Origin of the sequence: Vibrio sp. 1-Bac 57, from assembly GCF_037546855.1 — a bacterium.
In the GTDB taxonomy this organism is placed as follows: domain Bacteria; phylum Pseudomonadota; class Gammaproteobacteria; order Enterobacterales; family Psychromonadaceae; genus Psychromonas.
This window is the reverse complement of the sequence record NZ_JALAAC010000010.1, coordinates 23,679-39,447: the sequence shown is the minus strand read 5'-3', so window position 1 is coordinate 39,447 and position 15,769 is coordinate 23,679. Positions and strand designations below refer to the sequence as shown.

Genomic DNA, 15,769 nt, shown 5'->3' with positions numbered 1-15,769 from the left:
ATTCTCTTTTTATTAGGCTTGTCGTTTATTTATCATCTCCCATATTGAAGTTCTGAATACTCACGACGTTTAATTTTTTCAAGGTTATTTATCTTTTAAGCTTAACCTTTCGTGTTCTCTGTGTAGCGAAGCGCTTCGTGGTTAATGCTCTTTTTAGGTTTGTCGTTTATTTACCGCATCCTCATCGAAGTTATGAATACTCATAACGTTTAATTTTTCAAACCATTTATCTTTTATGTTCAACTCTTCGTGTCCTCTGTGTAGCGCAGCGCTTCGTGGTTAATTCTCTTTTTAGGCTTGCCGTTTATTTATCATATCCCATATTGAAGTTCTGAATACTCATGACGTTTAATCTTATTCACCCCCCCCTCATGTTTACGCTTACTTCTTGGTGCCCTCTGTGAAGCGCAGCGCTTCGTGGTTAATCCTTTTTTAGGTTTGTCGTTTATTTACCAAATTCCAAACACAAAAAAGCCTGCATAAAGCAGGCTAAAAGTGGGGTACTAAATTATAAACTATTTAGCTTTTTTCTCTTCTTTTGGTTCTGCTTTAACTTCCACTTCTGGTACATCCATTACGTCAGCGTAAGCAGTACCGTAGTAAGAAGCGATTAATACTTCTTTAAGCTCTGCAATTAATGGGTAACGTGGGTTTGCACCTGTACATTGGTCATCGAATGCATCTTCAGCAAGTTTATCAACTTTTGCCATGAATGCAGCTTCATCAACACCGGCAGCTTGGATTGATAGTGGAATATCCAATGCTACTTTTAACTCTTCTAACCAGTTTAATAGCGCGTTAAGTTTGTCTTCAGTGTTACCTGCTGTGAAACCTAAGTGTGCTGCTATTTCTGCATAACGAGCACGTGCTTTAGGGCGATCGTACTGTGAGAATGCAGTTTGTTTAGTTGGGTTATTCGTTGCGTTAAAACGAATAGTATTTGCAATTAATAGTGCATTTGCTAAACCATGTGGAACGTGGAATTCAGCACCTAGTTTGTGCGCCATTGAGTGACAAACACCTAAGAATGCATTAGCAAAAGACATACCAGCGATAGTTGCTGCGTTATGTACTTTTTCACGTGCGATAGGGTCTTTTTTACCGTTAGTGTATGAGCTTGGTAAGTACTCTTTAAGTATTTTAAGCGCTTGTAGTGCATGGCCGTCTGAGTATTCATTCGCTAATACTGAAACGTAAGCTTCCATTGCGTGAGTTACTGCATCGTAACCACCGAATGCACATAAAGATTTAGGCATATCCATAACAAGGTTTGCATCTACAATCGCCATGTTTGGTGTTAGCTCGTAATCTGCTAATGGGTATTTTTGACCTGTTTTTTCATCTGTAACAACAGCAAATGGTGTTACTTCAGAACCTGTACCAGAGGTTGTAGTAATACATACTAACTCTGCTTTAGACCCCATTTTAGGGAATTTGTATATACGTTTACGGATATCCATAAAGCGCATTGATAAGTCTTCAAAATCTGTTTCTGGGTGCTCGTACATTACCCACATGATTTTCGCTGCATCCATTGGTGAACCACCACCAACTGCTAGAATCACATCAGGTTGGTAGCTTAAACATGCTGCGGCACCTGCTTTTACGACTGCTAATGTTGGATCTGCTTCTACTTCATGGAACACTTCAACTTCCATGCCTTTTTCTTTTAGGATAGAGCGTAGGTCATCGATGTAACCATTGTTGAATAAGAAACGGTCAGTCACGATAAGTGCACGTTTTTTACCTTCAAGGTCAGTCATTGCAACTGGTAAACAGCCGCGGCGGAAGTAGATTGATTTTGGTAGTTTATGCCACAACATATTTTCAGCTCGCTTCGCAACAATTTTCTTATTGATAAGGTGTTTTGGACCTACGTTTTCAGAGATAGCGTTACCACCCCATGAACCACAACCTAATGTTAAAGAAGGTGCTAACTCAAAGTTGTAAAGGTCACCGATACCGCCGTGAGATGCTGGTGTATTGATAAGAATACGCGCTGTTTTCATTTTGTCGCCAAAGTAAGCGATACGTTCAGCGTTTGCATCTTGGTCTGTGTAAAGTACTGATGTATGGCCAACACCACCTATATCTAACACGATACCTGCTTGGCGTACTGCATCTTCAAAGTTTTTCGCTTTGAATAGACCTAAAGTAGGTGATAGTTTTTCATGTGCAAATTCATCATCCCATGAAGCTTCTAGGCCTTCACCGATAAGGATTTTAGTTGAAGTTGGTACTTTAACGCCTGCTAGTGCTGCAATTTTGTATGCAGGTTGACCAACGATTTTAGCGTTCAATGCACCGTCAATAATTAATACTTTACGTACTTTGTCTGCATCTGATTGGCTTAACACTGCTGCGCCATATTTAGCGAAACGTGCTTTTACTTCTTCGTAAATTGATTCAACAACAATCGCTGCTTGTTCAGAAGCGCAAATTACACCGTTATCGAATGTTTTAGACATTAAGATTGAAGAAACTGCACGTTTGATATCAGCACTTTCGTCGATAACTACAGGTGTGTTACCCGCACCAACACCGATTGCTGGTTTACCTGAAGAGTAAGCCGCTTTAACCATGCCTGGGCCACCAGTTGCAAGGATAAGGTTGATATCGTCATGTTTCATTAATGTATTTGAAAGTTCAACTGATGGTACGTCAATCCAACCAATAATATCTTTTGGTGCACCTGCTTTGATTGCTGCATCTAGTACAACTTTTGCTGCATAGTTTGTTGCGTTTTTAGCACGTGGATGTGGAGAGAAGATACAGCCATTACGTGTTTTAAGGCAGATTAGTGCTTTAAAAATTGCAGTTGAAGTTGGGTTTGTTGTTGGGACGATGGCACAAACAATACCTACAGGCTCAGCAATAGTGATAGTGCCGCCTTCATCATTGCGGTCAATAACACCACAAGTTAGTTCGTCTTTGTATTTGTTGTAAATGAATTCAGATGCAAAGTGGTTCTTGATTACTTTGTCTTCCATGATGCCCATGCCAGACTCGTTGGCTGCCATTTTTGCAAGTTCGATACGTGCTGTAGATGCTGCTAATGATGCGGCACGGAATATTTTATCAACTTGCTCCTGTGAGTAAGTTGCAAATTCTTTTTGCGCCGCTTTTACACGTGCAACCATTGCATTTAGTTCAGTGACATTACTTACCGTCATATATTTCTCCAAAAGTTTAATAAATTTAAAAGTTTTAAAAATGTTCTATTAAATCGTATCTCTTTATCAAAACTGGCTATTAAAAATGGACTTAGTAAAAAACTTTCACAGTCATTATAGAAATAACACTCTTTCTCGTATTGATCGAGATCACTATAAAGTGAATGTGCCACGATTATCTAGTGTGATTTAAATCACTTTTTTGTGATTTATCATTCTTTCTTAATAGTCGTTAAAATCAGTTGTGAAGACTTATTGAGTCAAAATAAATCGAAATCATTGTATGTCCATTAGATAAGAAGAGTCTACAGCTTGAGATCTAATTTTCATTAATCTATGGCAATCATTTATACTGTCATTTCTTGTTTTTATTTAACCTCTGTTGAGGTATACAAAGCGACTGTTTCACTTAAAGGAAAATAAACATGGTAAGTGTATCCACGGCGGGCCGTACAGCGTTGTACTTTTCTGCTTTAGTCATTTCGTTAGCAGGGATAAAAGAAGCTGCACCGATTGTTGTTCCTTTTTTATTGTCATTATTTGTAGCTATTATCTGTAACCCTGCGATTAATTATTTAGAGCGTAAACGATTACCTAGAGGGCTTGCGATTGCTTTTGTTATCGTGGTTATTTTCTCTTTATTTATTGTGTTGGGGGGGGTCGTTGGCGCTGCTGTTAATGATTTTAGTAAAGCAATACCCACCTATGAGGAGCAACTATCAGAACAGCTAACCTGGTTAATTGAGTGGTTAGGAAAGCATGATATTAGGTTGTCGATGGGGGAAGTGCGTGGTTATTTTGACCCGGCTAAGGTAATGAATTTAGTGACCACGACCTTATCTGGGTTCAGTAGTGTGCTGGGTAATATTTTCCTGTTGTTATTAACGGTTGTATTTATGTTAGCGGAAGGGCAAGTTTTCCCTAAGAAACTGCATATTGCATTTGATGATTCTGAGCAAACAGAGAAAAAATTAGATCATTTTTTAAGCATGGTGAATCGTTATATGGCGATTAAAACTATGGTCAGTTTAGGGACTGGTGTTGTTATTGGCTCGGTGCTGTGGGCAATGGGAGTACAATTTTACGTGTTATGGGCATTACTTGCTTTCCTATTAAATTATATCCCTAATATCGGCTCCATTATTTCAGCAGTACCGGCAGTGATTCTGACTTTTTTACAATTAGGTCCTGGGTATGCAGCGGTGGTTGTTGGGTTGTTTGTGAGTGTAAATATGATCATGGGTAATGTTGTTGAGCCGCGTTTCATGGGGCGTAGTTTAGGGCTATCAACGCTAGTCGTGTTTTTATCTTTAATTTTCTGGGGATGGTTATTAGGTGTCGTCGGTATGCTGTTATCGGTTCCGCTGACGATGATCTTAAAAATTGCTTTAGAAAATAGTGAAGATGGGCGTTGGTTTGCTATTTTATTAAGTTCTGATCAGGAAGTGTCTGCATTTGAACAAACTAATATAGAAAAATCAAAGGCGCATGAAGCTGATAAAGAAGCTTCATCGAAAAATACTCAGTCGAACGAGACTGAGTAACTGCGATGATCGATTAGTTAACCATTTAGTAATTAGCTTTATTAGTAAGCTAATTACTAGCAAGCAAAGATACAAATAACGAGACTGAAAATACGGTTTCAGTTTTATTGAATAGCAAAGAAGAAAAATAATATGTTTACAGCTTTATTAGAAAAAATGCATTTTCCTGACAATTCTACATTATCGACAGCAGAACAAAGTTCAACAGTTGCTAACGAGTCAAATAAAGAAATGGCACGCTTATTTCATGGCCGTGGATTCTTTTATCCAGAATACCAGCATATCAATATAGATTGGTTAGCACCGGTGGTGTTGATTATTTTGTACAAAGAGGAAGATGCACAATGGCTGGCTAATTTGAGTGATTTTCTACTCGCAGAAATGACTGAAAGAGGCTTTGTTGTTGATAGTATTCAAGTGCAGTTTCGTTGCCGAGATCTTGCGCCTACGGAATTGTTATATGGCGAACAGGTTAATGATTTTATCGCTTGTGAAAATGGGCTCGCTTATAAAATAAACCTAGGTAAAAATCAAAACTACGGTATTTTCTTAGATATGAAAAATGGCCGTGCTTGGTTAAGAGAAAATAGCCAACAAAAACGTGTATTAAATCTATTTTCATATACCTGTGCCTTTTCTAATGCTGCTATTGCTGGTGGAGCTCAACAAGTCGTTAATCTCGATATGAGTAAAGCGGCGTTAGCGGTAGGGCGTGATAATCATCGGCTTAATGGCCATGATTTAGATAAAGTTAAGTATCTGGGCCATGATCTTTTTAAATCATGGGGTAAAGTTAAACGTTTAGGACCCTATGATATTGTGATTGCCGATCCGCCATCATTACAAAAAGGCAGTGTTAATATCCAACGTGATTATCCTAAGATCATGCGTCGTTTGCCGGAGTTATTAAAACCAGGTGGGCAAGCGCTTTTATGTTTGAATAGCCCCGATCTTGATTTTCAATTTATCTACGATGCATTAGCTGAGCATTGTCCTACGGCAAAAGTAATCAATGTTATTGAGCCGCCTATTGAGTTTACTAATAGTGACCGCGATAAAGGCTTAAAATGTGTATTGGTCAGTATTTAAGCCAATAAAATCATAAATAGAAGATACAAAAAAAGCCCTAGATGACTAAAATTAAGTCAAGTAGGGCTTTTTTAATGCAGTAATTAGTTAGTTTAAAAGATTAACCTTTTAATGCTAATTGCTCTGCTGCTTGTGTTGCTTGAATTGCTGTTAACGCGATGGTGTAAACGATATCGTCTACTAGTGCGCCACGTGACAAGTCATTAACAGGTTTACGCATACCTTGCAGCATTGGACCAATACTGATCAAGTTTGCACTACGTTGTACCGCTTTGTAAGTGGTGTTACCTGTGTTTAAATCAGGGAAGATAAACACTGTTGCTTGACCTGCTACTTTCGAGTCTGGTGCTTTACTCTTCGCTACATTTTCCATTACCGCTGCATCGTACTGTAATGGACCGTCGATTAATAAGTCAGGACGACGTTGTTGTGCAATTTTAGTCGCTTCACGTACTTTCTCAACATCCGAACCCGCACCTGAATCACCGGTAGAGTAACTGATCATTGCTACTTTAGGGTCAATACCAAAAGCAATCGCAGAATCAGCAGATTGAATTGCGATATCTGCTAGTTGATCAGCCGTTGGGTCTGGGTTAATTGCACAGTCACCGTAAACTAATACTTGGTCTGGCAATAACATAAAGAAGATTGAAGAAACTAAACTTGCACCTGGTGCTGTTTTAATTAACTGTAATGCTGGGCGAATAGTATTAGCTGTAGTGTGAACCGCACCAGAAACTAGACCGGCTACTTCATTTTCAGCTAGCATCATTGTACCTAATACAACGGTATCTTGTAGGTGCTCACGTGCAACAACTTCTGTTAGGCCTTTACCTTTACGAAGAGCAACCATTGGCGCTACGTATTGCTCTATCACATCAACAGGATTAACAATTTCAACTTCATCAGTCAAAACAATACCTTGCTGCGTTGCAACACGGTGGATCTCTTCAGGATTACCTAATAATACTGGTTTAGCGATACCACGTTCTGCACAAATAACTGCAGCTTGAATAGTACGAGGCTCTTCACCTTCAGGTAATACGATACGTTGGTTTGCTTTACGTGCTAATTCCGTTAAGTGGTAACGGAATGCTGGTGGCGATAAACGACGCGATAATGAAGAATCTTGTGTTAACGTGTTTAACCAATGCTTGTCGATATGGCTGGCAATGTACTCTTGTACTTTTTCAATACGTTCTAAATCATCAACAGGGATTTCCATGTTGAAGTTTTGTAAACGTTGCGCTGTATGCCATGTGTTACTTTTGATCAGTAGCACTGGTAATCCTGCGTCCATTGCACTTTTACAAAGCTTCATCACTTCATCTTCAGGTGGGTAGTCGCCGGTTAATAATAAACAACCGATTTTCATACCGTTCATTACAGCTAAACAAGCGGCAATGATCACATCACTTCTATCACCCGATGTTACTAACATTGAACCAGCTTTAAAGTGCTCAACCATGTTAGGGATTGAACGAGCACAGAAAGTTACTGATTGTAAACGGCGGTTATCAAGGTCACCTTTGTTAAGGATCTTAGCTTCTAAATGGATCGCTAGATCTTTAACACGTGGTGCGATCAGGTCAGCACTCCATGGAATACAGCCTAAAATTGGTAATGGGCTTTTGCTGAACATTTGTAATACTTCAAGGTTGTTATTAATACTACCTTCAGGAATATCAAACATTTCAGTTAAGTCGTTACCTGTTTTATCATTCTCATCAACAGGTGCGCCCACTTTATTAATAATACAGCCTGCAATATGTTTATTTTCTTTGCCACCAAATGAAGAGATAGCAATTTCCATGCGCTCTTTTAATTGTTGTGACGTATCGTTACTTGGATGCGTAACAAATACCATATCAGCACTTAATGCTTTAGCGATACTGTAGTTGATGTTATTAGCAAATTGATGCTTATCGGTAGGGACTAAACCTTCGACAATGATCACATCACTGTCTTTAGTACCTTCACGGAAACGCTCTACGATATTTTCTAGTAACTCAGAAGTACGTCCTGATGAAATAAGCGTTTCGGCATATTTCATAGCAAAAGGTTCAGGAGGAAGGATGTTACTTGAATTGCGTAATGTTGTTGTTGAGCGTTCTGTACCTGCATCGCCTGGGCGTGGTTGTGCAATTGGTTTGAAAAAATTAACGGCAACACCTTGGCGTTCCATTGCACGAACCATTCCGAGACTAACCGAAGTGACACCAACACCAGCGCCAATAGGGATCAGCATTATTGTACGAGCCATGACTATTCCTTTTTAATAGATGACAAAAGGGAGTAAATACTCCCTCAAAAAAATTATTATAAGTTACGCACCAACAAGTGCAGCAGAATCTTGCGCGATAACCCATTCTTCATTGGTTGGTATAACCATTGCAATTGGGGAGTTATCGGTAGTGATCACGCCTGAATTACCTAGTCTTGCAGCTTTGTTTTTCTCTGCATCTACTTGGTATCCAAAGATAGTTAAGTTTTCTAATACTTTCGTACGAATACGTTCAGAGTTCTCGCCAATACCGCCCGTAAATACTATCGCATCAATACGACCAAGTGGTACGGCGTAGGATGCAATATACTTAGCTAAACGGTAGGCAAACATCTCAATTGCAAGGATAGCGCCTTGGTGACCTTTTTGGTAGTTTTCTTCGATATCTCGGAAATCACTTGAAATACCAGATATACCTAATAGGCCACTTTGTTTTTGTAGCATGTCCATTACACCTTTCAGGCTATAGCCTTCACGTTCCACAAGGTGATCAATAATACTTGGATCTATATCACCACAGCGAGTACCCATTACTAAGCCGGCAAGCGGAGTCATACCCATACTTGTATCAACTGATTGGCCGTTTTTAATTGCTGCAACCGATGCTCCATTACCTAAATGAGCAGAGATGATATTTGTTTCTTCTACTTTTTGGCCCAATGCTTTAGCTGCTTCATTGGTAACAAATAAGTGGCTGGTGCCGTGCATGCCGTAACGACGAATATGAGATTGTTTGTATAAATTATATGGCAACGCATATAGGAAAGCTTTTGCTGGCATAGTTTGGTGGAAAGCAGTATCAAACACGACAACTTGTGTTAATGATGGGAACGCTTTTTGTGCTGCTTTAATACCTAAAATATGTGCAGGATTATGTAATGGTGCAAGTGAAGCGCATTCTTCAATACCTTCAAGCACTTCTTCATCAATAATAACTGACTTAGTAAATTTTTCACCACCATGAACAATTCGATGGCCTATAGCAATAAATTGAGACTCAAGACCCTCAACTTTTTTAATAATATCTTCTACAATGAATGAAATGGCTGCAGAGTGAGCACTATTTTCAGGCAAGTTAGTTGACTCTTTCTTACCGTCAAACTTCCATTTAATACGAGCATCGGGAAGATTAAAACATTCAGCTAAACCACTGATTATTTCATCTCCATTGTTTGCATTGATTACAGCGAATTTAAGCGAAGAACTACCACAGTTAAGTACAAGGACTAATTTATTGCTCATGAAAAAATTCCAGTCAGTAAATAATAAGTATATAAATATCAATTCTAATTTTTGATATTAAGCTAGGGTATAATAGTGAGATATAACTGAATAAGAACGTAGCGTTTGGCAACATTGTCCATATTAAGCTATATTATCAATTTTACCTTTATGTAATAAAATTACAAATATCAAATTGATAAAAATTATTCGAAATCAATTTTAGTTGGAACATTTCCATAAATTAGGCATGATTTGTATTGTTGTGATTGAGTTATCAATTTTAAAGGAGAATTTATTTGTTTAATTTTTTTGAGCTATTAAAAAAAGGCGACCATTATTTAAAAATATGGCCAAAACAAAACTGTCTGTATTCTTTATTTATTGAAAGTAAAATGGTCTGTTATACACAATTATTAATTAAAGTATTCCCAATTTTTATTGTGCTTGTTGCTTCCTTGTACATGTTTTTTCCAACTTATTTTTCTTGGCCAAGTACCGCTACATTTATTTTATTTTTAATCGGATTACCTACTCATTGTTTATTATGGTTAGGAAAACGTTCGCAACAAACACTCTCACCTGCCCTATTTAATTGGTATCTTGAGGTAAGTGAGGCCTTACATGGGAAAAACAATGGGCAACGAGCCATGGTCGATCAGTTGCGCTTTATCGACCTTGCTAAGTTGTTGAATAAAGGTTTCAAAAAAGGAGGGGATAACTTTTTATATAACAATGAACTAATATAAGTTAGTTTTTTTGAAATACTTCAATATTAAAATCACATTCAATTTTCCAGTGTGGCTGGCTAAGTAATTTAGTTAGCTTTTCTGGTGTAAACTTCCAAGCAAAAGGGGTCATGTTAATGAGGTCTTTTAACTGCTGAGGTGAATCAATATCTAGTTCATAACTGAGAGTTACTTGCTCTACTTTACTGAAACCTTCGACTGCTTCATTCTCCTGCGCATGGTCATTTACTTGTTCGTAAATGCACTCTCTTAATTGAAATAAGTGACGTGGCGCAGGTGTTACTGTAATTAAATAACAGTTTTTCTTAATTAGACGTAACAACTCTTCCGCTTTTGATGGTGCATAGATACGTATCATTAGGTCAATACTTTGTGCATTTAATGGAACTTGATAGGCGCTGGCGACACAAAAATCAATTTTTTTATAGCGTTTAGCGGCATAACGAACGGCCACTTTAGAAATATCAATGCCGCAGATACGATGTTGTGGCAATTGTTGATTGATAATATCGGTGTAATAACCCTCTCCACAGCCTAAGTCTAGGATCTGTGCTTGTTCGGTATCAGCTAAATATTGTTTACTTATTTGTGCTACTTTTTCTGCGAGTGGTAAGTAGCCGCTGGTATTTAAAAATGCACGCCTAGCAGTCATCATCTCTTGATTATCGCCGGGGTTTTTAGAGCTTTTTGATTGCACCGGTAATAAATTTAAATATCCTTCCTTAGCAATATCAAAATGATGATTATTTTCACACACTTGGGTGTTATTGATTTGATTAAATGAAGCTTGGCAAAGCGGGCAAATAAAAGGAGTCATAGAAGCTGCTATTTAGTAAGAAGTAAAAATAAAGACAGTAAAAACTGTCTTTATTAAGAATTGAGGACATTAAACTAAGTAAAGTATACTTAGCTAAATGCTTATTGAGAAGGTTTCACTGATCAAAGGTATTAAAAAATAACATTGTCATGGTATTCAAGAAGTACCTTTTGCACAGCAAGCATAGTATCTCTTGATGGTGGGTGAACGCCATCAAGAGGATATATTTCTCCCATTGCTGTCCACTTATGCTTTCCAAGCTCGTGATAGGGTAGCATTTCAATCTTTTCAATATTTTTCATTGGTTGAATAAATTGACCTAATGAATGGGCATCTTTAAGGCTATCGGTGATACCTGGAACAACAACATAGCGTAGATAGATCGCTTGATCATGCTCTGCTAAATACTTTGCAAACTCTAGGGTATATTTATTACTAACATGGGTTAAGTCGATATGCTTTTTATTGTCCATCTGCTTAATATCTAATAAGACTAGGTCAGTATGTTTAAGAATATTTTTTGTTGTTTGGTCAATTTTTCGTACAAAACCATTGGTATCTAAACAAGTATGAATACCTTCTGCACGGCAGGCTTCAAACATCGCCAGCACAAATTCAGGTTGTAGCATTGCTTCGCCACCTGAAATAGTAATACCACCGCCGGACGCGTCCATATAATGGCGGTATTGCAGCATCTCTTTCATTAATTCATCAACGGTCATTTCTTTACCGCCTTCAGTATCCCAAGTATCGCGGTTATGGCAATACTGACAGCGCATTAAACAGCCTTGTAAGAAGATAATAAAGCGGATCCCTGGCCCATCAACGGTGCCACAGGTTTCTACTGAGTGTACTCGTCCAGTAACTGACATCTTATAACCTCATAAAAACTAATTATTTGTATCAACTATTAATTGAACATGACTGCGTTATAACAATGGATACAGTGCCATAACAACTGATAAAAATAATTACTTTTGTTGTGATAAAAATAAAGGTTTCATCCCGAAGAATGAAACCTTTTTTATTATAGCAGGCTAATATAAAAGTGAACCTGTTATCGTCTATTTTTTATAGTGTTGCTGTAAAAGTACGTGTAATAACATCACTTTGTTGTTCTTTAGTTAATGAGTTAAAACGTACTGCATAACCAGAGACTCGGATTGTTAACTGAGGGTATTTCTCAGGGTGGTCCATTGCATCTAATAATGTCTCACGGTTCATTACATTAACGTTTAAGTGTTGACCACCTTCAATATCTGGCGTGTGCTTGAAGTAACCATCCATTAGACCAGCCAAGTTAGATTTTTGAGAATCATCTGTTTTGCCTAGTGCATTTGGTACGATTGAGAATGTGTAAGAAATACCATCCTGTGCGTAAGCAAACGGTAGTTTAGATACTGATGTTAATGATGCTACTGCACCTTTTTCATCACGTCCATGCATTGGGTTTGCACCTGGTGCAAATGGCATACCTGCACGACGACCGTCTGGTGTGTTACCTGTTTTCTTACCGTATACAACGTTAGATGTAATAGTAAGAATTGACTGTGTAGCACGTGCATTACGGTACATAGGGCGTGATTTTATTTTTTTCATGAACGTTTCAACTAGTTCACAAGCAATATCATCAACACGTGGATCATTATTACCAAATTTAGGGTAATCACCTTCAATTTCAAAGTCAGTCGCAATACCATCTTCATCACGAATAGGACGAACTTTTGCGTATTTAATTGCTGCTAATGAATCCGCTGCAATTGAAAGACCAGCAATACCACAGGCCATTGTACGTTCAACATCACGGTCATGAAGTGCCATTAATGAAGCTTCATAGCTGTATTTGTCATGCATGTAATGAATACAATTAAGTGCTGTGACGTATTGTTCTGCTAACCAATCCATGAAGTGATCAAGGTTTGCGTAAACTTCTTCGTAATCTAATACTTCACTAGTAATTGCTGGTAAAGTTTTAGGGCCTACTTGCATTTTTGATTTTTCATCAACACCACCATTGATGGAGTACAATAATGTTTTTGCTAAGTTGGCGCGTGCACCAAAGAATTGCATCTGTTTACCGACAATCATTGGCGATACACAACAAGCGATAGCATAATCATCGTTATCGAAGTCAGTACGCATTAAGTCATCATTTTCGTACTGGATAGATGAAGTATCGATAGATACTTTTGCACAGTATTTTTTGAAGTTAATTGGTAAAGCTTCAGACCATAAAACAGTAATGTTTGGCTCTGGAGAAGGGCCCATAGTGTATTGTGTGTGTAAGAAACGGAAGCTGTTTTTGGTTACTAGCGTACGTCCATCAACACCCATACCACCGATAGACTCTGTAGCCCAGATAGGGTCACCAGAGAATAGGTCATCATATTCAGGTGTACGTAGGAAACGAACCATACGTAGTTTCATTACTAAGTGGTCGATTAGTTCCTGTGCTTCAGTTTCAGTGATTAGACCTGCTTTTAGATCTTTTTCAATGTAGATATCTAAGAAAGAAGCGGTACGGCCAAATGACATTGCAGCGCCATTTTGTGATTTAATTGCAGCTAAGTAACCAAAGTAAGTCCATTGGATTGCTTCTTTAGCGTTTGATGCTGGTCCTGAAATATCATAACCGTATTTCGCTGCCATCACTTTCATTTGGTCAAGCGCACGATATTGCTCAAAAATCTCTTCACGCAATTTCATTGTATCTTCTAATGAAGTACCTGCGATTAATTCAGCTTCTAAACTTTTATGCTGAGCTGCTTTTTCAGTCATTAGGTAATCGATACCGTATAAAGCAACACGGCGGTAATCACCAATAATACGACCACGACCGTAAGCATCTGGTAAACCTGTTAATACACCTGATTTACGACATTTAAGAATGTCGCCAGTGTAAACGTCGAATACACCTTGGTTATGTGTTTTACGGTATTCAGAGTAAGTTTTACGGATAGTTGGATCTAATTCTTTACCGTAAACTTTACAAGAACCATCGATCATACGAATACCACCGTTAGGGATAAGCGCACGTTTTAATGGTTTTTCTGTTTGTAGACCAACAATCGTTTCTAAGTCTTTGTTGATGTAACCTGCATCATGTGCAGTAATAGTCGAAACCACATCGGTATCAAAATCAACAGGTGCATGCGTTGCGTTTTCCTGCTTGATACCCACCATTACATTTTCCCATAGCTCGTCAGTCGCTTTAGTTGCGTCAGCTAGGAAACTTTCATCTCCATCAAAAGGGGTGTAGTTTTTTTGGATGAAGTCACGAACATTAACTTCTGTTTTCCAAGTGTCGCCAGCAAAACCTTCCCATGCTGATGCAAATGCTTCGTTTAATTTAGTCATAAAGATTTACCTTTACCGTTAGTGATTAAAAAATGTATATAAATTAGTTGTTTGTGAATATGTTTGGTACATCCTATGTACCGCACTTAATGCATGCGCACTTAGTTGTGTTAAAAATGCGATAAGCGCAGGTGGGGCAATAACAAAATAGAAAATAATACGGAGTGCAATAAGTATGCTTGTATTGTTTGAAAGAAGAGACACAGGCAAAATAGTTTTGCTTATTTTACTGTTAGCAATACGATTGCTTTGGCTTGGTATTTGGTAAGCTAAATACTCGTTAACGCTATTGTCTATTTGCATCTTAGAAGTTACCCCGTGATGGATTAGTGCTTAGTTTAACAAATGCTTTTGTACAAAAATTGATTCATATCAAGTTGCACAGCGATCTCGTAATAAAATTACACGTTTATTTTAAAAAGCCTTTTTTGCTTGAATAATGTACCGATTAAAGTGATATAAATATCACTATTATTCACTAAATTGTTTAAATTTAACCTTAAAAAGGTAATTTAATTTCAATTTCCTCTCGAACACTCTTGCCATAAGAAAATGTTATCTTAATAAAATTAATAGCTTACTAAACAAATATTACATAAATAAACTGCTGAATATTTATTGAAACTTAACTCAACTATTTATTTTTATTAACGTTCGATTATAACTTAGTCAAATGAATCTTAAATATATTTTTGTTATCTTTTTTAGATGCCTCTAATAAATACAAAAAATAGTATATAACCCATATTTTTGTATGGTTTTTAGCCAAAGGATAAGTCAGTTAAGGTATAATTATTTTTAATAGAATTTCACTAATTTATATCTCTTTAGAAGGAGTTAGTTTATGAACGTACAAATATTAATTACGATCACTGGTATTTACCAACCTGATTTAGTTAAATGCCTTGCAGAAAAAACACATGCATTAAACGGTAAATGGTTAACCAGCAAAATTAACCATATAGAAGGATATATGGCTGGATTAATTAAGATTGAATTAGAGCCAGAAAAAGTTGAAACACTTTTAAATGGTTTTAAAACCTTACCTCTTCATATCGATTGGGTTGAACTGAAGCGCTTACCGAAAGAAAAGCCTAATCATTTAAATTTATCAATTGATGCTAGAGATCGTGCTGGTTTAGTGAATGATATTTCACAAGTGTTAAGTGAGAATAGCGTTAAGGTTGAAAATATGGAGTGCAACCGAATTGGTGTACCTGATATTGGCGGAACAGTGTTTACGAGCCACTTTGAAATAGCGGTGTCCGATGCCTTTGACCAGAACCTGTTGATTGCCTCATTACAAGAGATATCTAACGATCTTATTATCGATATTAAAGGCTTATAAATAACCTTAAAGCTGAAGTTGTATTTTTATGTGAGTCTAGATTGGTTATATAAATCTAGGTTGGTCATGCAAATCTAGGTTGGTTATATAAATTTTAGACATAAAAAAGGGCGCTATCAATAGCGCCCTTTTTGTTTCATCTTTTAACAAAGCTAGTAGGTTTAATAAAGTTATTATGTTTAATAAA

General features: G+C 37.4%; 10 protein-coding genes and 1 pseudogene. 4 read left to right on the top strand and 7 right to left on the bottom strand.

Going from position 1 to position 15,769, the window contains the following annotated elements; translation table 11 throughout:
• Positions 1-589 precede the first annotated feature (589 nt).
• Positions 590-3,173: pseudogene (adhE, locus tag MT391_RS08650) on the bottom strand (bifunctional acetaldehyde-CoA/alcohol dehydrogenase); the annotation flags it as partial.
• Between the two features lie 425 nt (positions 3,174-3,598).
• Between adhE and MT391_RS08645 the strand changes: the two are divergent.
• Both MT391_RS08645 and MT391_RS08640 read left to right on the top strand, forming a co-directional pair.
• Positions 3,599-4,717 (top strand): AI-2E family transporter, encoded by a 1,119-nt coding sequence (locus MT391_RS08645; protein ID WP_499497603.1) that lies wholly within the window; start codon positions 3,599-3,601, stop codon positions 4,715-4,717.
• Between the two features lie 132 nt (positions 4,718-4,849).
• Positions 4,850-5,806 (top strand): class I SAM-dependent methyltransferase, encoded by a 957-nt coding sequence (locus MT391_RS08640; RefSeq protein ID WP_499497601.1) that lies wholly within the window; start codon positions 4,850-4,852, stop codon positions 5,804-5,806.
• 100 nt (positions 5,807-5,906) lie between these two features.
• Here MT391_RS08640 and pta read toward each other — a convergent pair whose 3' ends face one another.
• Together pta and MT391_RS08630 are read right to left on the bottom strand one after the other, a co-directional pair.
• Positions 5,907-8,069 carry a phosphate acetyltransferase gene (gene pta / locus MT391_RS08635; protein WP_499440626.1) on the bottom strand — a complete coding sequence of 721 codons (2,163 nt, stop codon included), beginning with the start codon at positions 8,067-8,069 and terminating at the stop codon, positions 5,907-5,909.
• A 63-nt stretch (positions 8,070-8,132) separates the two neighbouring features.
• Positions 8,133-9,332, bottom strand: coding sequence for an acetate kinase (locus MT391_RS08630; RefSeq protein WP_499440624.1), 1,200 nt, complete (start codon positions 9,330-9,332; stop codon positions 8,133-8,135).
• Between the two features lie 278 nt (positions 9,333-9,610).
• On the opposite strand from MT391_RS08630, the gene yfbV reads away from it, so the two are divergent.
• On the top strand, positions 9,611-10,060 hold the full coding sequence (gene yfbV, locus MT391_RS08625) for a terminus macrodomain insulation protein YfbV (RefSeq protein ID WP_499497599.1): 450 nt from the start codon (positions 9,611-9,613) through the stop codon (positions 10,058-10,060).
• Between the two features lies 1 nt (position 10,061).
• Here the strand turns inward: yfbV and rlmA are convergent, their stop codons facing one another.
• The 4 genes from rlmA to MT391_RS08605 all read right to left on the bottom strand — a co-directional run bounded on the left by rlmA (position 10,062) and on the right by MT391_RS08605 (position 14,537).
• A complete protein-coding gene (gene rlmA, locus MT391_RS08620; RefSeq protein WP_499497597.1) occupies positions 10,062-10,877 on the bottom strand; it encodes a 23S rRNA (guanine(745)-N(1))-methyltransferase in 816 nt (271 codons plus the stop codon).
• A 131-nt stretch (positions 10,878-11,008) separates the two neighbouring features.
• The gene (gene pflA, locus MT391_RS08615) at positions 11,009-11,749 is read right to left on the bottom strand and encodes a pyruvate formate lyase 1-activating protein (RefSeq protein ID WP_499497596.1); all 741 of its coding nucleotides are present in this window, start codon (positions 11,747-11,749) and stop codon (positions 11,009-11,011) included.
• Between the two features lie 199 nt (positions 11,750-11,948).
• Complete coding sequence (pflB, locus tag MT391_RS08610) at positions 11,949-14,234, bottom strand: formate C-acetyltransferase (protein ID WP_166372254.1); 2,286 nt, start codon at positions 14,232-14,234, stop codon at positions 11,949-11,951.
• An 18-nt stretch (positions 14,235-14,252) separates the two neighbouring features.
• Entirely contained in the window at positions 14,253-14,537 is a 285-nt protein-coding gene (locus MT391_RS08605) for a hypothetical protein (protein ID WP_499497594.1), read from the bottom strand.
• A gap of 541 nt (positions 14,538-15,078) precedes the next feature.
• On the opposite strand from MT391_RS08605, the gene MT391_RS08600 reads away from it, so the two are divergent.
• Positions 15,079-15,582 (top strand): glycine cleavage system transcriptional repressor, encoded by a 504-nt coding sequence (locus MT391_RS08600; protein WP_028869099.1) that lies wholly within the window; start codon positions 15,079-15,081, stop codon positions 15,580-15,582.
• Positions 15,583-15,769 lie beyond the last annotated feature (187 nt).

Coding starts and splice junctions, on each gene's coding strand:
- MT391_RS08645 (WP_499497603.1), top strand. CDS start 3,599: ATGGTAAGTGTATCCACGGCGGGCCGTACAGCGTTGTACTTTTCTGCT.
- MT391_RS08640 (WP_499497601.1), top strand. CDS start 4,850: ATGTTTACAGCTTTATTAGAAAAAATGCATTTTCCTGACAATTCTACA.
- pta (WP_499440626.1), bottom strand. CDS start 8,069: ATGGCTCGTACAATAATGCTGATCCCTATTGGCGCTGGTGTTGGTGTC.
- MT391_RS08630 (WP_499440624.1), bottom strand. CDS start 9,332: ATGAGCAATAAATTAGTCCTTGTACTTAACTGTGGTAGTTCTTCGCTT.
- rlmA (WP_499497597.1), bottom strand. CDS start 10,877: ATGACTCCTTTTATTTGCCCGCTTTGCCAAGCTTCATTTAATCAAATC.
- pflA (WP_499497596.1), bottom strand. CDS start 11,749: ATGTCAGTTACTGGACGAGTACACTCAGTAGAAACCTGTGGCACCGTT.
- pflB (WP_166372254.1), bottom strand. CDS start 14,234: ATGACTAAATTAAACGAAGCATTTGCATCAGCATGGGAAGGTTTTGCT.
- MT391_RS08605 (WP_499497594.1), bottom strand. CDS start 14,537: ATGCAAATAGACAATAGCGTTAACGAGTATTTAGCTTACCAAATACCA.
- MT391_RS08600 (WP_028869099.1), top strand. CDS start 15,079: ATGAACGTACAAATATTAATTACGATCACTGGTATTTACCAACCTGAT.